This is a genomic window from Staphylococcus haemolyticus (assembly GCF_006094395.1).
Classification (GTDB): Bacteria; Bacillota; Bacilli; order Staphylococcales; family Staphylococcaceae; genus Staphylococcus; species Staphylococcus haemolyticus.
The window spans coordinates 1326014-1347390 of record NZ_CP035291.1; the positions used below are offsets into that span (position 1 = coordinate 1326014).

A 21377-nucleotide genomic window follows, 5' to 3' on the forward strand; every position below is an offset into this window, starting at 1 on the left:
TTGAAACATTGCTTACCTTATTAATTTTAATAATAATTATTATGATTTCCCCAAGCATTTATACAAAAACTAAATTAGATTTAATCGAAAGTGAATTAAAAGTAAAAAATATTATCACCCAATTAGAGTATATAAAATCAAAAGCAATTGCTGAGAACCAATCAATTACAATTGTATTTAGCAAACAAGCCACAGAAATGAATATTATTGAACAAAATGGAAATAAATACAAATTAGGATTATTTGGCACTAAAATTATTTCAGTTGCAAAAGTACACACCATAACATTCAATAATGAAGGTAAAATCAATCGTTTTGGATCAATCATTTTGAAAGCTAAAGAGAATATTTACAGAGTAATTTTTAACATTGATAAAGGAAGGATAAGATTTGTTAAATTATCAAATTAGGGGAAGTTTATTAATTGATAGTTTATTAGGCTTTATGATTATAACTATTATTACTTTAATTTTTTTACCTCTATTACAACAATTAAATTTCAATTTACGTAATCAATACGAAATTTTAGATATGAAAAGTGCTATCATCACAAGTCAAAAATATTATAATATTAAAGAATTAAAAAAGGGGATTACTATAGGAAAATATGAAATTAAAATTTATAAAAATGCGATATGCAATAATAATAGTTTATCCAAGAATAAGGTCTGTGTTCACCTCAGTAACTAAAGGATTTACTTTTATAGAAATGCTAATATCCTTATTAATTACTATAATTATTTTAACTATAATACCCCATCTATTTCGTTTGACTGATACTTACTTAAGTGCGGCCTATGAATTTGACCAATTAGAATATTCATTTTTTCAATTGGACCTTAATAAAATGACCAATTCTAAAGCAATATCTTTAAAATTAATTGATGAACATTCAATTTTACTCAAACAACAAAATCAAAATAGTTTCATTAAATATCAAAATCATAAAATTATTTTTGTAAGTAACAATAGAGGAAATATTACACTACTAAATAATGTTTTAAATGCGAAGTTCATTTCCAATCATAAAGGAATTATAGGAGTGTTTCTAAGGATTGGAAGTAGGGAGAATTACTATGACAAATCACTTTACTTATAATTATAAAGGTTTTATAAGCATATATACTATGCTCATATTTATCATATATTTATCAATCATCTCTTTTTATACAACTCAATATAGTTTAAAATTGAAGACAATTCATAACATTAATAGTTATTATGATTTGAAGATAAATCAACTATTTGAAAAAGGGTGATGCTATTGAACAAAAAAAATTCGCCAATAATTCTTATCGGCTTTATGGGCACAGGTAAAAGTACTATTGGAGAATACTTATCATTAGAAAAACAATTAAGTTTCATAGATTTAGATGTATACATAGAAATAAAGGAAAATAAAACAATACCAGAAATCTTTGAAGAAGTTGGAGAAATCGGTTTTAGGAAGATAGAATATAACTATTTAACTGAATGCACAAAAAAATACGATGTTATTGCAACAGGTGGTGGCGTTATCGAATATATTGAATCACTAAATTATTTGAAACAGTATAAATACATTTTTTGGCTAGATTGTGACATAGATGTCATCGTTAAGAGAGTAACAAACGACAAACATAGACCAAATGCAATTGATAAATCCAAAAAACAGTTAAATAACTTGTATTTATCAAGGATTTCAAGATATAATGAAATCGCATTCATGAAAGTGAATAGTGATAAAACAATCAGAGAAATTTATAATGAGATTATAAATTATCTTACTTGCGGTTGATCAGTATTAGAGAGAATAAAAATATTGTACTTAAATTTAAGTACAATGATTTTTATCGCCGAAGGTGCAAGTTAACTACTAAACTCTCAGGCAAAAGGATAATACTGCTACGCATTCCTGGATTAAGTGTATAAACAGGGTAGCTATTTGCTACTCTGTTTTTTATAAAAATTATAGGGGGTTTTCTAATGACAAGCGAATTAAAAAAAACACCATTGTATCAAAATTATGTTGACAGTGGTGCAAAAATAGTAGAATTCGGTGGATGGGCAATGCCTGTTCAATTTACAAGTATCAAAGAAGAACATAATGCTGTTAGATATGAAGTAGGTATGTTCGATGTAAGCCATATGGGAGAAATCTCTATAAAAGGCAATGATGCAAGTAAATTTGTCCAATACTTACTTTCAAACGATACTAACAACCTTACTGATACTAAAGCTCAATATACTGCTTTATGTAACGAAGAAGGCGGTATTATTGATGACTTAGTAACATACAAAATTGGCGACAATGATTATCTATTAATTGTTAACGCTGCAAATACAGATAAAGATTTTGCTTGGGTACAAAAACATGCACCTAAATTTGATGTTGAAGTATCAAATGTATCTAATCAATTCGGTCAGTTAGCTGTTCAAGGTCCTAAAGCAAGAGATTTGGTAAGCGGGTTAGTTGATATAGATGTAAGTGAAATGAAACCATTTGATTTCCAACAAAACGTTACTCTATTTGGAAAAAATGTTATCTTATCTCAATCTGGTTATACAGGTGAAGACGGATTTGAAATCTATTGTGAAGCAAAAGACACAGTAGACATTTGGAACGGCTTCATTGAACATAATGTAGTTCCATGCGGTCTCGGTGCACGTGATACATTAAGATTAGAAGCTGGCCTACCATTACATGGTCAAGATTTAACAGAATCTATCACACCATATGAAGGCGGAATTGCTTTTGCTGCTAAACCACTGATTGAAGAAGACTTCATCGGTAAATCAGTGTTAAAAGACCAAAAAGAAAATGGTTCAGAACGTAGAACTGTTGGCTTAGAGTTACTTGATAAAGGTATTGCAAGAACTGGTTATCCTGTTTTAGACCTTGATGGTAATGAAATTGGGGAAGTTACTTCAGGAACACAAGCACCATCTTCAGGTAAATCAATCGCTATGGCAATTATTAAGCGAGATGAATTTGAAATGGGACGTGAATTATTAGTTCAAGTACGTAAAAGACAGCTTAAAGCTAAAATTGTTAAGAAAAACCAAATTGAAAAATAATTAAGGGGTGTGTATTGTGAGTCATCGTTATATACCATTAACTGAAAAAGATAAAAAAGAAATGCTAGATAAAATTGGCGCAAGTTCAATTAATGAATTGTTCGGAGATGTGCCTAAAGATATTTTATTAAATAGAGATTTAAATATTGCTAGTGGTGAAGCTGAAACTTCTTTATTAAGAAGACTTAATACAGTTGCAAATAAAAACGTAACTAAAGAAACTCATGCATCTTTCCTAGGTGCTGGCGTTTATGACCATTATGCTCCAGCTATTGTAGATGCAATGATTTCACGTTCTGAATTCTATACAGCATATACACCGTATCAACCAGAAATTTCACAAGGTGAATTACAAGCGATTTTTGAATTCCAAACATTGATTTGTGAATTAACAGATATGGATGTAGCTAACTCATCTATGTATGATGGTATTACTAGTTTTGCTGAAGCTTGTATCTTAGCATTCAATCATACTAAGAAAAATAAAATTGTAGTATCTAAAGGTCTTCATTATCAAGCACTTCAAGTGTTAAAAACTTACGTTAAAGTTAGAGAAGAATTTGAAATTGTTGAAGTTGATTTAGATGGAACAATTACAGACTTAGAAAAATTAGAACAGGCTGTAGACGATGAAACTGCTGCAGTAGCAGTTCAATATCCTAACTTCTATGGTTCAGTGGAAGACTTAGAAAAAATCCAATCATTTATTGAAGGCAAAAAAGCATTATTTATCGTTTATGCTAATCCATTAGCATTAGGCCTATTGACACCTCCAGGTTCATTTGGTGCTGATATTGTAGTAGGAGACACACAACCATTTGGTATACCAACACAATTTGGTGGACCACACTGTGGTTATTTCGCAACTACAAAAAAATTAATGCGTAAAGTGCCTGGTAGATTAGTAGGACAAACACAAGATGATGAAGGTAACCGTGGATTCGTTCTAACTTTACAAGCCCGTGAACAACATATTCGTCGTGATAAAGCCACTTCTAATATCTGTTCAAACCAAGCATTAAACGCACTTGCATCATCAATTGCTATGTCAGCTCTTGGTAAACAAGGTATTTACGACATTGCAGTTCAAAACTTAGAACACGCAAATTATGCTAAAAATCAATTTAAAGACAATGGTTTTGAAGTGCTTGATGGTACTTCATTCAATGAATTTGTTGTCAAATTCGATCAACCAATCAAAGATATAAATAAAAAATTAGCAGAACATGGATTTATTGGAGGCTTTGATTTAGGTGAAGCCTCAGCAGATTTCGAAAATCATATGTTAATTGCTGTTACTGAATTAAGAACTAAAGATGAAATTGATACATTTGTTAAGAAAGCTGGTGAGCTAAATGGTAGTAAGTAAGTCAAGTCCATTAATTTTTGAAAGATCTAGAGAAGGTAGATATGCATACTCATTACCTCAAAGCGATATAAAAACAGATTCAGTTGAAAGTATTCTTGATGATAAATTTATTCGTAAAAATAAAGCAGAGTTTCCTGAAGTTGCAGAATTAGATTTAGTTCGTCATTATACTGAATTATCAAATAAAAACTTTGGTGTAGATTCAGGGTTTTATCCACTCGGATCATGTACTATGAAATATAATCCTAAAATCAATGAAAAAGTTGCTCGCATACCTGGATTTGCAGAGTCACATCCTTTACAAGAAGAAGAGCAAGTTCAAGGTTCTTTAGAAATTGTGTATAGTTTACAAGAAGAACTTAAAGAAATTACTGGTATGGATGAAGTTACATTACAACCAGCTGCAGGTGCTCATGGTGAGTGGACTGCTTTAATGATTTTCAAAGCGTATCACTTAGATAATGGTGAAGGTCATCGTGATGAAGTTATTGTTCCTGACTCAGCTCATGGTACAAACCCTGCATCTGCGTCGTTTGCTGGTTTTAAAGCTGTTACAGTTAAATCAAATGAACGTGGTGAAGTTGATATTGAAGACTTAAAACGCGTTGTTAATGAAAATACTGCTGCAATTATGTTAACTAATCCTAACACTTTAGGTATTTTCGAGAAAAACATCATGGAAATCCGTGAAATTGTACATGAAGCAGGCGGATTATTATACTATGACGGTGCAAACTTAAATGCCATTATGGATAAAGTACGTCCTGGAGATATGGGATTTGATGCGGTTCATTTAAACTTACACAAAACATTCACTGGTCCTCACGGTGGCGGTGGTCCAGGTTCAGGTCCAGTTGGTGTAAAAAAAGAATTAGCTAGTTATTTACCAAAACCAATGGTAATCAAAGATGGAGATACTTTTAAATACGATAATGATATTAAAAACTCAATTGGACGTGTAAAACCATTCTACGGTAATTTTGGTATTTACTTAAGAGCATACACATATATAAGAACTATGGGTGCTGAAGGTTTAAGAGAGGTTTCTGAAGCAGCAGTTCTTAATGCTAATTATATTAAAGCTAGCTTAAAAGACCACTATGAAATTCCATATGAGCAATATTGTAAACATGAATTCGTATTAAGTGGTTCTAAACAAAAAGAACATGGAGTCCGTACCTTAGATATGGCAAAACGTTTATTAGACTTTGGTGTTCATCCACCAACAATTTATTTCCCACTTAACGTTGAGGAAGGTATGATGATTGAACCAACTGAAACAGAATCTAAAGAAACGTTAGATTACTTTATCGATGCTATGATTCAAATTGCTGAAGAAGCTAAAAATGATCCAGATAAAGTATTAGAAGCACCACATAGTACAATAATTGATAGATTAGATGAAACTACCGCAGCGCGTAAACCTGTTTTAAAATTTGATAATCTACATGAAGAAAAAGAATAATTTAAAACTTTGACCCTGTAACCAATTTAATTGATTACAGGGTCTTCCCTATTTTAAACTTAAGTGAAATATTTTATGTTTATTCTATTTTTAGAAAACGTTTCTAAATGATTTTCACATAAATAATTAAAAAACTCTTAAAGAACATCTTTAAGAGTTAGTAAGCAGACAAGAGATTATTTTTTAGTTTTAATCTTACCTGTCCATTTTTTGTATCCACCTTTTAACATATAAATATCTTTATAGCCATTTTTTTTAAGGATACGTGCTGCACGATACCCTGCGACACCGTTTGCATCACAAAGATAAATAGGTTGATCTTTACGTAAACCTTGATATCTTTGACTAAACATTGATATTGGAATGTTACGAGCGCCATTAATATGTCCGTAATCATAGTCTACTTTCTCACGAACATCAATCACTTGAGCTTTTCTTAAACCTTTGTGAAATTCATTCTGCTCAAGTTCAGTGACTGCTCGTTTATTCATAAACCAATTTCCAAGCATATATAAAATAATTATGACTATAATAGCTAAAGCTATAATCAAAGATACATTCATATTGCATCCTCCCTAATTAACCGATATTATAATTATAAGGCTGTTAGCTAAATTTATCAAAATTTTTTATTGGCTATTTTTATCAAAGATTTATATGTAAAATTTAATATTTTTCTATAGATAATTATATGTTGTGATTGGAGATTATTTTATGACAGAGACATGGAATTTTATAAATACAGGAAGCCATGATCCATATTATAATATGGCAATGGATGAAGCACTCTTAAACTTCGTATCAAGAGGGGAAATTGACCCTGTTGTCAGATTTTACACTTGGAATCCTGCAACGTTATCTGTAGGGTATTTTCAAAGATTAAAGAAAGAAATTGACATTGATAAAGTTAATGAAAAAGGATTTGGATTAGTAAGAAGACAAACTGGTGGTAGAGGGGTTCTTCATGATAAAGAATTAACATATAGTGTTATTGTTTCGGAAGAACATCCTAATATGCCTTCTACCGTAACTGAAGCATATCGTGTCATTTCAGAAGGATTACTTGAAGGATTTAAATTATTAGGTTTTGAAGCATATTTTGCGATTCCACGTTCCAAAGAAGAACGAGAAAAATTAAAACAACCTCGAAGTGCTGTTTGTTTTGATGCACCTAGTTGGTATGAATTAGTTGTTGAAGGTAGAAAAATTGCAGGAAGCGCTCAAACTAGACAAAAAGGCGTTATTTTACAACATGGTTCCTTATTACAAGATGTTAACGTTGATGAGCTTTTCGATATGTTCATTTTTAAAAATGATCGTCTAAAAGATAAGATGAAAAAAGCGTTTGTTGATAAAGCTGTAGCGATTAATGATATTTCTGATAGACATATATCAATTGAAGAAATGGAAAAAGCATTTGAAGAAGGATTTAAAAAGGGGTTAAACATAGAATTCAAACCACTTACTTTATCAGATGAACAAATAAAAGAAGTAAAAGAATTAGAAGAAAAATATCGTTCTGATGAATGGTTATATAAAAAATAAAAAATCATAGGATGGCTAATATTTGGTCATCCTATGATTTTTTTTATTTTCTATTTCTCTTTTTATATTTTCTTGCTGCTCTTCTATATTTACGTTGATCTTCAGTTAAGAAAAAGAAATAGTATATTAAATAAATAATTAACGCAATGATTAAAAAGGTGAAAATCGTTTTAGCAAAAGACATCATAAATACATTTAAATTCAAAATCAAGCCAATTGCAGCAATTAAAATTACTAAATAAAACAATATATTTTTCAAATCAAAAACTCCTATTATGAATTGTTAGACATGTTCACTTGAGATAGTTTAGTCTTGCCTTTATTCAACTTATTCGTATTATTATTTTCATATCCGCTCTTAATATCTTTAAATGCCGATTGTAACTCTTTGTTAATTTGTCTAATATTTTTATCTTCATTTTTATTTGCACTAGATAAATCTTTTTTAGTCACGGCACCCTTATACTTACCATAAGCATCATCAATACCATTAGCAATAGTATTTAATTTTTCAAGATTTTGCTTTTTGTCTTCTTTCTTATTTTTAGACAAATCCAACTGATTATAATTACTAATAACTTTAGTAATATCTTGATAATATTTAGACGAAGCATCTAAAAATTTAGCTTCTTTATTATTATCAACTGTTTTGGAAACATTTTTTTTATCTTTATTAAGAGCCTCAACTTGTGCTTTTTGATTACTTATATCTTGATTTAGCTGTTGAATATCTAACTTCAAGTTATGGTTTTGATCTCTTAATTTGGTTGTCTTATCTTCCAATGGTCCTAAATTTTGAGAGCCACAACCAACCAATAAACATGAAGCTCCAATAATAACGATTAATTTTTTCATTAAAATCTCCCTAAACCAAAATCTCTTTATTTCTAAAATAATTATGCTATTATTTTAATGTAAATAGAGCAAATGTACAAACGTTATACTAGGAGTGATTTGTATGAATAAATTAGCAAAAGTTCAAGACTTACTAGATGTTCAACAATTGGATGCTTTAGTTATTTTATCAGATTATAATCGTAGATATTTATCAGATTTCACTGGTACAAGTGGTGCATTAATAATTTCAAAAAATAACTATCAATTAATTACTGATTTTCGATATATTGAACAAGCAACTAATCAAGCAACTAAATTTAACATCATCAAACGCAGTGGTGGTTTAATTGAAGCGATTGTAGAAATTATTAATCATGAACAATTTAATCATGTTGGTTTTGAAGGACACTTAGTGAGTTATGATACATACCAAACATTAGATCAATCGAAAGCTAAATTAATCTCTATTGGAAATGAGATTGAAAAAATCAGAGAAATAAAGACACCCGAAGAGATAGAAAAGATTAAATACGCTGCTAAAATAGTTGATGATACATATAACTATGTATTAGATATTGCAAAGGTTGGAATGACTGAAAGAGAATTAAAAAGTAAATTAGAAGCTAAAATGTTAGAATTAGGCGCAGATGGCCCTTCATTTGACACAATTGTAGCATCTGGTTATAGAGGCGCTTTACCTCATGGTGTAGCAAGTGATAAAGTCATAGAGCAAGGCGATATGATTACGCTTGATTTTGGGGCATACTATAGAGGATATTGCTCTGATATAACAAGAACATTTGCTATAGGGGAACCTGACTCTAAGATGAAAGATATTTATAACATTGTTCTCAATTCCCAAATTAAAGCAATCAACGAAATAAAAGCTGGAATGACTGTAGCTGAGGCTGACGCGTTATCAAGAGACTATATTGAATCTCATGGTTATCGGGAGGCATTCGGTCACTCTCTTGGACATGGAATTGGATTAGACATTCATGAAGGACCATTATTATCTAAAAATGCAAAGGGTATAATACAAGTAAATAATTGTGTTACTATTGAACCAGGTATTTATGTTGATGGTCTTGGTGGCGTACGTATAGAAGATGATATTTTAATAACTGAAAATGGTTGTGAAGTCTTTACTAAATGTACAAAAGACCTTATTATTTTATAGAAAGCGCATATTTGAGGAGGAAACTGAATGATTTCGGTTAATGATTTTAAAACAGGTTTAACAATTTCAGTAGATAATGGCATTTGGAAAGTTATCGATTTCCAACATGTAAAACCAGGTAAAGGTTCTGCATTTGTACGTTCTAAATTACGTAATTTAAGAACAGGTGCAATTCAAGAGAAGACATTTAGAGCTGGGGAAAAAGTTGAACAAGCAATGATTGAAAATCGTCGTATGCAATATTTATATGCTGATGGAGATAATCATGTATTCATGGATAATGAGACGTTTGATCAAACTGAATTATCAGCTGATTATTTAAAAGATGAATTAAAATATTTAAAAGCTAACATGGAAGTTCAAATCCAATCATATGAAGGTGAAACAATCGGAGTTGAACTACCTAAAACTGTTGAATTAGAAGTTACTGAAACTGAGCCAGGTATCAAAGGTGATACTGCCACTGGAGCAACTAAATCAGCTACAGTTGAAACAGGTTATACTTTAAATGTACCTTTATTCGTTAATGAAGGTGATGTATTAGTTATCAACACTAGCGACGGAAGCTATATCTCAAGAGCTTAGTTAACAGTAGCTAAAGTCTTTCTAATTACTAATTGGAAAGACTTTTTTTAATATCTAAATCATTATTTTATATAAATTACAAAAGTCCATTTATCAATAATAATAAGCATTAAATAGTAAGATGTAATTCCCTAAAATGACACATGCTTGAATTGGCAAGTTCAGTCAAGTAAAATAGATTGGTAGATGAAAACTAATTCGAGGAGTCAGTAACTTATGAATTTTAAAGAAATAAAAGAATTAATCGAAATTCTTGATCAATCAAGTTTAACTGAAATTAATATTGAAGATAACAAAGGTAGTGTAGTCAACCTAAAAAAACAGAAAGAGACAGAAATAATCACACCACAATATACACAACAAGCACCATTAGCACCAGCAACATCAACGATGGCAACACCAAATCAAAGTGCAACAGAATCACCTGTTCCACAAAATAATGATCAAATCGATAAAGATGATTCATCATATCAAACAATCAATGCACCTATGGTGGGTACATTTTATAAATCGCCATCTCCAGAAGAAGATGCATATGTTCAAGTCGGAGATAAAGTTACCAATGAATCTACAGTGTGCATCTTAGAAGCAATGAAATTATTTAATGAAATACAAGCTGAAGTTTCTGGAGAAATAGTTGAAATATTAGTAGAAGACGGACAAATGGTAGAGTATGGCCAACCGTTATTTAAGGTGAAATAATGAAAAAAATCTTAATCGCTAATCGTGGAGAAATTGCGGTTAGAATCATTAGAGCTTGTCATGATTTAGGCATACAAACTGTTGCCATTTATTCTGAGGGAGACAAAGACGCGTTACATACTCAAATTGCTGATGAAGCATATTGCGTTGGTCCAACTCAGTCTAAAGATTCTTATTTGAACATTCCAAATATATTATCAATTGCGACTTCAACTGGTTGTGATGGTATTCATCCAGGTTATGGCTTTTTAGCTGAGAATGGTGATTTTGCAGAGCTGTGTGAAGCATGCCAATTGAAATTTATCGGTCCTAGCTATGAGTCTATCCAAAAAATGGGCATCAAAGACATTGCAAAAGCAGAAATGATTGCAGCTAATGTCCCAGTTGTTCCAGGTAGTGATGGGCTAGTTACAACCATTTCGGATGCAAAACAAATTGCTAAAGAAATTGGATATCCAGTAATTATTAAAGCTACTGCAGGTGGTGGTGGAAAAGGTATACGAGTGGCTAGAACAGAGAAAGAGCTTGAGAATGGCTATCGTATGACTCAACAAGAAGCAGAAACTGCTTTTGGTAATGGCGGTCTTTACCTTGAAAAATTTATTGAGAACTTCCGTCACATTGAAATTCAAATTATTGGAGATCAACATGGAAATGTCATTCATCTCGGAGAAAGAGATTGTACGATTCAAAGACGCATGCAAAAGTTAGTCGAAGAATCTCCATCTCCTATTTTATCTGATGAACAACGTGAAGAGATGGGTAATGCAGCTATAAGAGCTGCAAAAGCAGTTAATTATGAAAATGCAGGTACTATTGAATTTATATATGATTTAAATGATAATCAATTTTATTTTATGGAAATGAATACACGTATTCAAGTTGAACATCCTGTCACTGAAATGGTTACTGGCATTGATTTAGTAAAATTACAACTAAAAGTTGCGATGGGTGAAGCACTCCCATACACTCAAGAAGATATTACTATCAATGGTCATGCAATAGAATACCGTATAAATGCTGAAAATCCATATAAGAACTTCATGCCATCTCCTGGTAAAATCACACAATACCTAGCTCCAGGCGGATATGGTGTAAGAATTGAATCAGCTTGTTATACAAATTATACAATTCCTCCATATTATGATTCTATGGTAGCTAAACTCATTGTTCATGAACCAACGCGTGATGAAGCAATTATGACTGGTCTTAGAGCATTAAGTGAGTATTTAATTTTAGGAATCGATACAACAATTCCTTTCCATTTAAAACTTATGAATAATGATATATTTAGAAGTGGATCTTTTAATACTAACTTCTTAGAACAATATAATATTATGGATGACGAGGAGTAGGAGGTTAAACCAAATGGTTAAAGTAGCAGATTATTCAAATTCAAACTTAGGTAAAATTGAAATTGCACCTGAAGTTATTTCTGTAGTTGCAAGTATAGCTGTTTCAGAGGTAGAAGGGGTAACTGGACATTTTTCAGAATTGAAAAATAGTAACATTGAAAAAATAAGTCGTAAAAACCTCAATAGAAATTTAAAAATTGATGTTAAAGAAGATGGCATTCAAATTGATGTATATTGCTCTATTAAGCACGGTATAAATATTTCAAAATTTGCAAGTAAAATTCAAACATCTATTTTCAACTCAATTAAAACAATGACTGCTATTGAGCCAAAAGAAATTAACGTTCACATCATGCATATTACTGTCGAATAATATATAGATTACATTTAACAAGGAGTTATTTATGAGTCGTAAAGAATCAAGAATGCAAGCATTTCAAACTTTGTTTCAGTTAGAAATGAAAGACACAGAATTAACAATCAATGAAGCCATTAATTTCATAAAAGATGATGAGCCTGAATTAGACTTTGATTTTATACATTGGTTAGTAACAGGTGTTAAAGATCATGAGCCAGTTCTAGATGATACTATTAAGCCACATCTTAAAGATTGGTCACTTCAACGTTTATTAAAAACAGACCGAATAATATTACGAATGGCTACATTTGAATTATTGCATAGTGATACACCACCAAAAGTAATCATTAATGAAGCTGTAGAATTAGCAAAGCAATTTAGCGACGATGAGCATTATAAATTTATAAATGGTGTGTTGAGTAACATAAAATAATTAATTTGAGTGATGACAATGTCTGAATACTTAAGCGTTACAACTTTAACGAAATATATTAAATATAAATTTGATCAGGACCCACATTTGCAATCTATCTTACTAAAAGGTGAGCTTTCTAACTTTAAAAAACATTCAAGTGGACATCTTTATTTCAACGTTAAAGATAAGGATAGTGTGATAAGTGCAATGATGTTTAAAGGTAATGCGAACCAGCTTACTTTTGAGCCAAAAGAAGGTGATGAAGTCCTTTTAGAAGCACGTGTTTCAGTATATGAACGACGTGGAAATTATCAAATTTATGTGAATAAAATGGAATTAGATGGTATAGGGAACTTGTATCAAAAGTTAGAACAATTAAAGCAAAAATTAAAAAAAGAAGGCTTTTTTAATAATGAACATAAAAAGCCTATTCCTCGATTCCCTAAAAAAATCGCAATCTTAACTGCTAGTACTGGTGCCGCAATTAGAGATATTCAATCTACAATAAATAGTAGATATCCTTTGGCCGAAAAAATCCAAATAAGTACTTTAGTACAAGGTACACAAGCCAAAGAGGATATTATAAAAAATATTAAATATGCTGATTCACTTGGCGTTGATACTATTATTGTAGGCCGTGGTGGTGGATCTATAGAAGATTTATGGAACTTTAATGAAGAAGATGTTGTTAAAGCGATTTTTGAGTGTCAAACACCCATTATTTCAGCTGTTGGACATGAAACCGATTTTACTCTCAGTGATTTCGTAGCAGATGTCAGAGCAGCAACACCAACACAAGCTGCAGTTATGGCGACTCCAGATCAGTATGAATTGATGCAACAAATTAAGCAATACCAATTTTCATTATCAAGGTATATTAAACAGTATCTTGAAAAACAATATAAACAACTAGATCATTTAGCATCTTATTATAAGTTTAAACAACCCTCATTATTATACGATCAACAGATACAACGCAAAGATGACTTAGAAAGACAACTAACTCAATTATTATTATCCAAAATTGAGAATAAAAAATATCAATTAAAAGTTCTTCATCAGAATTTTAATGTAAAAACATTAAATCAAACTATATTACAAAATAAAAGGCAACTAATGAATGTTAAAAATCGTTTATCAAATCTAACAATGAAAAACATTCATAATAATAAATTAGAGCTCAAAAATAAAGTTGAACTATTAAATAATTTAAGTCCTACTAATACTATGTTGAGAGGCTATTCTATTATTAATAAAGATGATAAAGTCATTACAAGTACACAGGATTTAAGTAAAGATGATGAAATTACATTAGCAATGAAAGATGGTAACGTAGATGCCATCGTTAAAAAGGTTAGGTGTGAACATGAGTAAAGATCAACAAAGTTTTGAAGAAATGATGCAAGAATTAGAAAATATCGTTCAAAAGTTAGATAATGAGACTGTATCATTAGAAGAATCATTAGAGTTATATCAACGTGGTATGAAACTTTCAGCAACATGTGATGCAACACTTAAAGATGCTGAAAAGAAAGTCAATCAACTTATTAAAGATGAAGCAGAGGATGAAGAAAATGGCAAAGAAGTCAATGAATGAATTAATTAATCAAATTAATAGCGCTCTTGACGGTGTAATCGAAACTTCACCACTAAATACGAATCTAGAAGAAAGTATGCAATATTCTCTCAATGCGGGTGGTAAAAGAATAAGACCACTTCTTGTATTTTTAACATTAGATGTATTAAATCAAGATTATAAAAAAGGTAAAAAAACTGCATTGGCATTGGAAATGATTCACACGTATTCTTTAATTCATGATGATCTTCCTGCGATGGATAATGATGATTACCGTCGTGGTAAACTTACCAATCACAAAGTCTATGGTGAATGGAAAGCTATTTTAGCAGGTGATGCACTACTAACTAAGGCATTTGAAATCATTGCTGATGATGAATTATTAGAATCTGACGTTAAAGTTAAAATACTTTCCAGATTAGCGCATAATAGTGGTCACTTAGGCATGGTCGGAGGACAAACATTAGACATGCAAAGTGAAGATAAACCTGTTGATTTGGATACGCTTGAACAGATACATAAAGCTAAAACAGGAGCATTACTTCAATTCGCAGTATTAAGTGCAGCTGATATTGCTAAAGTAGATAAGTCTACATCACAAGCTCTTGAAGATTTTAGTAATCATATGGGTTTGATGTTCCAAATTAAAGATGATTTGCTCGACGTATATGGTGATGAATCTAAATTAGGAAAAAAAGTTGGTAGTGACATCGAAAATCACAAAAGTACGTATGTTTCTTTATTAGGTAAAGATGGAGCTGAAGATAAATTAAATTTCCATAAAGATGCTGCCATAAAATCAATAGAACAACTTTCTTCACACTATGATATTAAACCTCTATTAGATATCGTTGAGCTTTTCTACACACGTGATCATTAATTATCATTAGTATTAACCCTTCAAAGCTACTGTTTAAAAACTGGCGTTGAAGGGTGTTTTAGTACACTATTTTAAATTGAGGCAATACATTTATATCATAATTTTAATTTACATATTTATTTATTTGTTTATACATTTTTACAATACAAATTAACTAATTGTACCTATTAGTATTTAAATAAAACAATTTACGATTATTGAGTTATCAGTTACGTATGCATAATAACAATAGTAGTAGTAAAAAAAATGATGTGTTAAAATCATTGTATAATTATTCGAAACTAGGAGTGTTCATAATGGCAAAAAAATCTGTGAGACACATAAAGATTAGAGAAATTATCTCAAGCGAACAAATAGAAACTCAAGACGAACTAGTAAAACGTCTTAATGAATACGACCTTAATGTTACGCAAGCTACCGTATCACGTGATATTAAAGAATTACAATTAATCAAAGTTCCTGCACCATCAGGTCAGTATGTATATAGCTTGCCTAATGATCGAAAATACCATCCATTAGAAAAATTGGGTCGTTATCTCATGGACTCATTTGTAAATATAGAAGGTACAGGTAATCTACTTGTGTTAAAAACCTTACCTGGTAACGCTCAATCTATCGGCGCTATTTTAGACCAAATCGATTGGGATGAAGTTCTCGGTACTATATGTGGTGATGATACTTGCCTTTTAATTTGTAAAGATGAAGACGCAAGTAATACAATTAAAACAAGAATTTTCAATTTATTATAAGGATGCGATGAATTCATGTTACAAACCTTATCAATAAAACAATTTGCAATTATTGATGAATTAGAAATTCATTTTTCAGATGGATTAACAGTTCTAAGTGGTGAAACGGGTTCAGGTAAATCAATCATCATAGATGCGATTGGCCAGTTAATTGGAATGCGTGCATCATCAGATTATGTTCGACATGGTGAAAAGAAAGCGATTATTGAAGGCATATTTGATATAGATGAAAGTAAAGATGTTATTCATATACTTCATAACCTTGATATAGAGATCGACGAGGACTTCTTATTAGTAAAAAGAGAAATATTTAGCACTGGTAAAAGTATTTGTAGGTTGAATAATCAAATTGTTACGCTTCAAGATTTGCGAAAAGTTATGCAAGAACTATTAGATATTCATGGTCAACATGAAACACAGACACTTCTTAAACAAAAGTATCATTTAAAATTATTAGATGATTATGCAGAAGACAAGTATTTATCAACTAAAGAAAAATATAAAAATGTGTTTAATCAGTATAAAAGTAAAACAAAGGAATTAGAAGAATTAGAGTCTGCCGACCAAGCATTACTTCAACGTTTGGATTTAATGAAATTTCAATATGAAGAATTAGAAGAAGCTTCTTTAAAAGAGGGCGAAATTGAGCAATTAGAAGTCGATATACGTAGAATTCAAAATTCCGAAAAACTAAGCATGGCGCTTAATAATGCGCATGTCACTTTGACTGATGAGCATGCAATTACAGATAGACTATATGAATTAAGTAATCATTTACAATCCATAGATGATATTTTGCCTGATAAATTTAGTAAATTAAAAGAGGATATTGATCAATTTTATTACACGCTTGAAGATGCTAAGCACGAGTTATATGATGAAATGTCAAACACTGAATTTGATGAGCAAATGCTAAATGAGCTAGAATCTCGAATGAATTTATTAAACAATCTTAAAAGGAAATATGGCAAAGACATTAATGAATTAATTACTTACAAAGATAAGCTTCAAAATGAAATAGACAAAATCGAAAATTATGAAGAAAGTACATCACAATTACGTGAGGAAATTAGTCAATTATATGATGAAGTGATGTCAAAAGGCAAATTGTTATCTAAAGAGCGTCGCACAGTAGCTCGAACATTAAGAGACCGTATCGTTTCTGAAATACAAAATTTACAAATGAAAGATGCTAATTTAGAAATCTCATTCCAATTATTAGATAAACCAACAATTGATGGTATAGAATTTGTAGAGTTTTTAATCAGTCCGAATAAAGGTGAACCACTCAAAAGTTTAAATAAAATTGCATCTGGCGGTGAACTATCTCGTATTATGCTCGCTTTAAAAAGTATTTTTGTACAATCAAGGGGACAAACTGCAATTTTATTTGATGAGGTAGATTCAGGAGTGTCAGGACAAGCTGCTCAAAAAATGGCTGAAAAAATGAGAGATATAGCTGAATATATTCAAGTAATATGTATTTCGCACTTACCACAAGTTGCATCTATGAGTGATCATCATTTATTAATTAGTAAAGCATCCAATGATGATCGCACAACAACTCAAGTTAAAGAATTAGAAAATGATGATAAAATTGATGAAATCGCACGAATGATTTCTGGTGCTAGTGTTACTGAATTAACTAGAGAAAATGCAAAAGAAATGATTAGCCAAAATCAAAGAAAAAGTAGTAAGTAATTCATTGAATTTATTAATAATTATTTTTGCTGTAAAATAATTATTAACATTATAAAATGAATATTTTAATTTTATATGTAACCTACTCATTAAGTTACTAAATGCATTTAAAATTTAAAGTCACTTACACATTAACGTTATTAAATCCAATCGCAAAGCAAGTTAGGAGTAAAATTATGAGTGAAAATCAATATGACCTAGTCATCTTAGGTGGAGGAACCGCTGGTTATGTAGCGGCAATTCGAGCATCTCAATTAGGTAATAAAGTAGCTATAGTAGAGAAATCTTTGTTAGGTGGCACTTGTCTTCACAAAGGATGTATTCCTACAAAAGCTTTATTAAAATCTGCTGAAGTTTTAAGAACAGTTAAAGATTCAGTTCATTTCGGAGTGAATGTTGGTCAATATTCATTTGACTTAAAATCCATGATGAAACGTAAAGACAAAATTGTTAATCAAATGCATCAAGGTATTGAAAGTTTAATGCAGAAAAATCACATAGATATATTTAATGGCACAGGTAGAATTATGGGGACATCTATTTTCTCACCTCAAAGTGGTACCATTTCAGTTGAATATGATAATGTAGAATCTGAATTATTACCTAATCAGAATGTACTGATAGCTACAGGTTCACTACCAACTCAATTACCATTCTTGCCTTTCAATCACAATACAGTTCTATCTAGTAATGACATATTGCAACTCACTGATTTACCTGCAAGCATAGCAATCATTGGCGGTGGAGTGATAGGTCTTGAATTTGCTTCTTTATTAATTGACTTAGGTGTAAATGTTAGTGTGATAGAGGCTGGTGAACGAATCTTGCCTAATGAGAGTGCTCAAATTGCAAATTTTCTAAAAACATCACTTATAGCAAGAGGAGTAACGTTCTATGAAAATTGCGCATTAAATGAATCTGCAGTTAAAGTCAACTCTAATTCTGTAACTATTCAAGTAAATAAAGATAAAACTATAGAAGTTGAAAAAGTTTTAGTATCAATTGGTCGCAAGCCTAATACTGATGATATAGGATTAAATAATACTAAAATTAAAACTGATGATAATGGTAATATACTTGTTAATGACTTTTTACAAACCGAAGATAAGCATATTTATGCTGCAGGTGATTGCATAGGTAAGCTTCAATTAGCACATGTATCTTCTAAAGAGGCAATACTTGCTGTTGAACACATGTTTAATGGCAATGGACTACCTCTAAATTATGACAAGATGCCGAAATGCATATATACACACCCAGAAGTTGCTTCAATTGGTTATAATAAAGAATCAGCCGAAGCCAAAAACATTAAGACCAAATCATTTAAAGTAAGCTTTAATGCAATTGGTAAAGCAGTAATAGAGGAAACTACTAATGATAGAGGATTTTGTGAAATGATAATTAATGATGAAACTAATGAAATTATCGGTATTAATATGATAGGCCCTCAGGTTACTGAATTAATCAACGAAGCCTCATTATTGCAATTTATGAATGGTTCAGCAATTGAGTTAGGTCTGACAACACATGCACATCCTTCTATATCAGAAGTACTTATGGAATTGGGATTGAAAGTAGAAAATAGAGCAATACACGTTTAACAGGAGGAACATAAAAGATGATTGATTATAAATCTGTCGGACTTTCAGAAGAAGACCTTAAAGAAATCTATAAATGGATGGATTTAGGTAGAAAAGTAGATGAACGATTATGGTTATTAAACCGCGCTGGTAAAATTCCATTTGTTGTTAGTGGACAAGGACAAGAGGCTACTCAAATAGGAATGGCTTACGCTATGAAAGAAGGAGATATTTCATCTCCATATTATAGAGATTTAGCATTTGTTACTTTTATGGGGATTTCCCCATATGATACAATGCTAGCTTCATTTGGAAAAAAAGATGATATTAATTCCGGAGGAAAACAAATGCCTTCCCACTTTAGTCATCGTGAAAAGGGCATATTATCACAAAGTTCTCCAGTTGCTACACAAATACCACACTCAGTTGGAGCTGCATTAGCTTTAAAAATGGATAAAAAACCAAATATTGCTACGGCAACTGTCGGAGAGGGAAGTTCAAATCAAGGAGATTTTCATGAGGGTTTAAACTTTGCAGGCGTTCATAAATTACCATTTGTTTGTGTCATCATCAATAATAAATATGCGATATCTGTGCCTAATACTTTACAATACGCTGCAGAAAAACTTTCTGATAGAGCCTTAGGATATGGCATATATGGTGAGACAGTAGATGGGGATGATCCGATAGCAATGTATAAAGCTATGAAAGAAGCTAGAGAACGTGCACTAAATGGTGAGGGTGCCACTCTAATTGAAGCTATCACACATCGTATGACGCCACATTCTTCAGATGATGATGATACATATCGTACGAAAGAAGAAAGAGAAGCATTAAAAACTTATGATTGTAATCTTAAGTTTAAAGATTATTTATTAGAAAAAGAGATTATTAATCAAGAATGGTTAGACAATATAGAGCAAGAGCATAAAGAAATTATTAATAAAGCCACTAAAGATGCAGAAAAAGCGCCATATCCATCTGTAGAAGAAACATATCAATTTGTTTATGATCCAGAAGGAGGTATGGGCAATGAGTAAAATGAGTTATATTGAAGCAATACAACAAGCGCAAGACCTAGCCATGGAACATGATAATAACGTATTTATATTAGGTGAAGATGTAGGACGTAAAGGTGGCGTTTTTGGTGCAACTAGAGGTCTTCAAGACAAATATGGTGTTGAAAGAGTAATAGATACACCTTTGGCTGAATCTAATATTGTAGGAACTGCTATTGGAGCAGCAATGATTGGTAAACGACCAATTGCAGAAATTCAATTCGCAGATTTTATACTTCCTGCAGTTAATCAAATTATTAGTGAAGCAGCTAAAATGCGCTATCGTTCAAATAATGACTGGCAATGTCCTATCACAATCAGAGCACCCTTTGGTGGTGGGGTACATGGTGGTTTATATCATTCTCAAAGTATCGAGAGCATCTTTGCGTCTACACCGGGGTTAACTATTGTCATACCTTCATCCCCTTATGATGCTAAAGGATTATTATTATCCTCTATTGAGTCAAACGATCCAGTATTATTCTTTGAACATAAAAAAGCATATCGCTTCTTGAAAGAAGAAGTGCCAGAAGATTATTATACAGTTCCTCTCGGAAAAGCTGATGTAAAACGTGAAGGGAAGGACATAACTGTATTTACATATGGATTGTGTGTAAATTATTGTATGCAAGCTGCTGATATTTTAGCAGCAGATGGTATTAGTGTTGAAATAGTTGATTTGAGAACTGTTTATCCTCTAGATAAAGAAACAATTATTGAACGTGCTAAAATGAATGGCAAGATTTTATTAATAACTGAAGATAATCTTGAGGGCAGTGTCATGTCAGAAGTCTCTGCTATCATAGCTGAAAACTGTTTATTTGAACTTGATGCACCTATTATGAGATTAGCAGGACCAGATGTTCCTTCAATGCCATTTTCTCCTAATCTTGAAAATGAAGTTATGATGAATCCTGATAAAATCTTAGAAAAAATGCGAGAACTTGCACAATTTTAAGGAGGAA

General features: G+C 31.3%; 25 protein-coding genes and 1 riboswitch. Of the genes, 22 read left to right on the top strand and 3 right to left on the bottom strand.

Features of this window, described 5'->3' with window-relative positions; genetic code table 11:
* The first annotated feature begins 41 nt into the window (after positions 1-41).
* The 7 genes from comGD (at position 42) to gcvPB (ending at position 5891) form a co-directional block, all read left to right on the top strand.
* On the top strand, positions 42-410 hold the full coding sequence (comGD, locus tag EQ029_RS06425; RefSeq protein ID WP_123955564.1) for a competence type IV pilus minor pilin ComGD: 369 nt from the start codon (positions 42-44) through the stop codon (positions 408-410).
* On the top strand, positions 391-690 hold the full coding sequence (locus EQ029_RS06430; protein ID WP_037558199.1) for a hypothetical protein: 300 nt from the start codon (positions 391-393) through the stop codon (positions 688-690). The genes comGD and EQ029_RS06430 overlap by 20 nt, the downstream gene beginning before the upstream one ends.
* Positions 629-1099: a prepilin-type N-terminal cleavage/methylation domain-containing protein gene (locus EQ029_RS12935; protein ID WP_046464809.1), complete on the top strand. Its 471-nt coding sequence runs from the start codon at positions 629-631 to the stop codon at positions 1097-1099. Before EQ029_RS06430 ends, EQ029_RS12935 begins: the two co-directional genes overlap by 62 nt.
* A gap of 159 nt (positions 1100-1258) precedes the next feature.
* Complete coding sequence (locus tag EQ029_RS06445; protein ID WP_037558203.1) at positions 1259-1777, top strand: shikimate kinase; 519 nt, start codon at positions 1259-1261, stop codon at positions 1775-1777.
* Positions 1774-1889, top strand: a riboswitch (glycine riboswitch). Its footprint overlaps the gene before it by 4 nt.
* A gap of 76 nt (positions 1890-1965) precedes the next feature.
* Complete coding sequence (gene gcvT / locus EQ029_RS06450; protein WP_011275675.1) at positions 1966-3057, top strand: glycine cleavage system aminomethyltransferase GcvT; 1092 nt, start codon at positions 1966-1968, stop codon at positions 3055-3057.
* Positions 3058-3073: 16 nt separating this feature from the next.
* The gene (gene gcvPA, locus EQ029_RS06455) at positions 3074-4426 is read left to right on the top strand and encodes an aminomethyl-transferring glycine dehydrogenase subunit GcvPA (RefSeq protein ID WP_037558205.1); all 1353 of its coding nucleotides are present in this window, start codon (positions 3074-3076) and stop codon (positions 4424-4426) included.
* The gene (gcvPB, locus tag EQ029_RS06460) at positions 4413-5891 is read left to right on the top strand and encodes an aminomethyl-transferring glycine dehydrogenase subunit GcvPB (RefSeq protein WP_037536554.1); all 1479 of its coding nucleotides are present in this window, start codon (positions 4413-4415) and stop codon (positions 5889-5891) included. The genes gcvPA and gcvPB overlap by 14 nt, the downstream gene beginning before the upstream one ends.
* 176 nt (positions 5892-6067) lie before the next feature.
* Here the strand turns inward: gcvPB and EQ029_RS06465 are convergent, their stop codons facing one another.
* Entirely contained in the window at positions 6068-6454 is a 387-nt protein-coding gene (locus EQ029_RS06465; protein ID WP_011275678.1) for a rhodanese-like domain-containing protein, read from the bottom strand.
* Between the two features lie 151 nt (positions 6455-6605).
* Here EQ029_RS06465 and EQ029_RS06470 point away from each other — a divergent pair, with 151 nt between their 5' ends.
* Positions 6606-7436 (top strand): lipoate--protein ligase family protein, encoded by an 831-nt coding sequence (locus tag EQ029_RS06470; RefSeq protein ID WP_011275679.1) that lies wholly within the window; start codon positions 6606-6608, stop codon positions 7434-7436.
* A gap of 43 nt (positions 7437-7479) precedes the next feature.
* Here the strand turns inward: EQ029_RS06470 and EQ029_RS06475 are convergent, their stop codons facing one another.
* Both EQ029_RS06475 and EQ029_RS06480 read right to left on the bottom strand, forming a co-directional pair.
* Complete coding sequence (locus EQ029_RS06475) at positions 7480-7695, bottom strand: SA1362 family protein (protein WP_011275680.1); 216 nt, start codon at positions 7693-7695, stop codon at positions 7480-7482.
* Between the two features lie 14 nt (positions 7696-7709).
* Positions 7710-8291: a putative periplasmic lipoprotein gene (locus tag EQ029_RS06480; RefSeq protein ID WP_011275681.1), complete on the bottom strand. Its 582-nt coding sequence runs from the start codon at positions 8289-8291 to the stop codon at positions 7710-7712.
* A gap of 103 nt (positions 8292-8394) precedes the next feature.
* On the opposite strand from EQ029_RS06480, the gene EQ029_RS06485 reads away from it, so the two are divergent.
* The 14 genes from EQ029_RS06485 to EQ029_RS06550 all read left to right on the top strand — a co-directional run bounded on the left by EQ029_RS06485 (position 8395) and on the right by EQ029_RS06550 (position 21370).
* The gene (locus EQ029_RS06485; RefSeq protein ID WP_011275682.1) at positions 8395-9453 is read left to right on the top strand and encodes a M24 family metallopeptidase; all 1059 of its coding nucleotides are present in this window, start codon (positions 8395-8397) and stop codon (positions 9451-9453) included.
* Positions 9454-9480: 27 nt separating this feature from the next.
* The gene (gene efp, locus EQ029_RS06490) at positions 9481-10038 is read left to right on the top strand and encodes an elongation factor P (protein WP_011275683.1); all 558 of its coding nucleotides are present in this window, start codon (positions 9481-9483) and stop codon (positions 10036-10038) included.
* 216 nt (positions 10039-10254) lie between these two features.
* The gene (accB, locus tag EQ029_RS06495) at positions 10255-10740 is read left to right on the top strand and encodes an acetyl-CoA carboxylase biotin carboxyl carrier protein (RefSeq protein ID WP_011275684.1); all 486 of its coding nucleotides are present in this window, start codon (positions 10255-10257) and stop codon (positions 10738-10740) included.
* A complete protein-coding gene (gene accC, locus EQ029_RS06500; protein ID WP_011275685.1) occupies positions 10740-12095 on the top strand; it encodes an acetyl-CoA carboxylase biotin carboxylase subunit in 1356 nt (451 codons plus the stop codon). Before accB ends, accC begins: the two co-directional genes overlap by 1 nt.
* 13 nt (positions 12096-12108) lie before the next feature.
* Positions 12109-12468, top strand: a complete 360-nt coding sequence (locus EQ029_RS06505; RefSeq protein ID WP_011275686.1) for an Asp23/Gls24 family envelope stress response protein — start codon at positions 12109-12111, stop codon at positions 12466-12468.
* A 31-nt stretch (positions 12469-12499) separates the two neighbouring features.
* Positions 12500-12886 (top strand): transcription antitermination factor NusB, encoded by a 387-nt coding sequence (gene nusB / locus EQ029_RS06510; RefSeq protein WP_011275687.1) that lies wholly within the window; start codon positions 12500-12502, stop codon positions 12884-12886.
* An 18-nt stretch (positions 12887-12904) separates the two neighbouring features.
* Positions 12905-14242, top strand: coding sequence for an exodeoxyribonuclease VII large subunit (gene xseA, locus EQ029_RS06515; RefSeq protein WP_037558207.1), 1338 nt, complete (start codon positions 12905-12907; stop codon positions 14240-14242).
* The gene (locus EQ029_RS06520; RefSeq protein WP_011275689.1) at positions 14235-14465 is read left to right on the top strand and encodes an exodeoxyribonuclease VII small subunit; all 231 of its coding nucleotides are present in this window, start codon (positions 14235-14237) and stop codon (positions 14463-14465) included. Before xseA ends, EQ029_RS06520 begins: the two co-directional genes overlap by 8 nt.
* A complete protein-coding gene (locus tag EQ029_RS06525; protein ID WP_011275690.1) occupies positions 14443-15324 on the top strand; it encodes a polyprenyl synthetase family protein in 882 nt (293 codons plus the stop codon). The genes EQ029_RS06520 and EQ029_RS06525 overlap by 23 nt, the downstream gene beginning before the upstream one ends.
* A gap of 296 nt (positions 15325-15620) precedes the next feature.
* Positions 15621-16073 (top strand): transcriptional regulator AhrC/ArgR, encoded by a 453-nt coding sequence (ahrC, locus tag EQ029_RS06530; RefSeq protein WP_011275691.1) that lies wholly within the window; start codon positions 15621-15623, stop codon positions 16071-16073.
* A 15-nt stretch (positions 16074-16088) separates the two neighbouring features.
* Positions 16089-17774: a DNA repair protein RecN gene (gene recN, locus EQ029_RS06535; RefSeq protein ID WP_057504818.1), complete on the top strand. Its 1686-nt coding sequence runs from the start codon at positions 16089-16091 to the stop codon at positions 17772-17774.
* A gap of 176 nt (positions 17775-17950) precedes the next feature.
* Positions 17951-19375, top strand: coding sequence for a dihydrolipoyl dehydrogenase (lpdA, locus tag EQ029_RS06540; RefSeq protein ID WP_011275693.1), 1425 nt, complete (start codon positions 17951-17953; stop codon positions 19373-19375).
* Positions 19376-19392: 17 nt separating this feature from the next.
* Complete coding sequence (locus EQ029_RS06545; protein ID WP_011275694.1) at positions 19393-20394, top strand: thiamine pyrophosphate-dependent dehydrogenase E1 component subunit alpha; 1002 nt, start codon at positions 19393-19395, stop codon at positions 20392-20394.
* Positions 20387-21370 carry an alpha-ketoacid dehydrogenase subunit beta gene (locus tag EQ029_RS06550; RefSeq protein ID WP_011275695.1) on the top strand — a complete coding sequence of 328 codons (984 nt, stop codon included), beginning with the start codon at positions 20387-20389 and terminating at the stop codon, positions 21368-21370. The genes EQ029_RS06545 and EQ029_RS06550 overlap by 8 nt, the downstream gene beginning before the upstream one ends.
* Positions 21371-21377 lie beyond the last annotated feature (7 nt).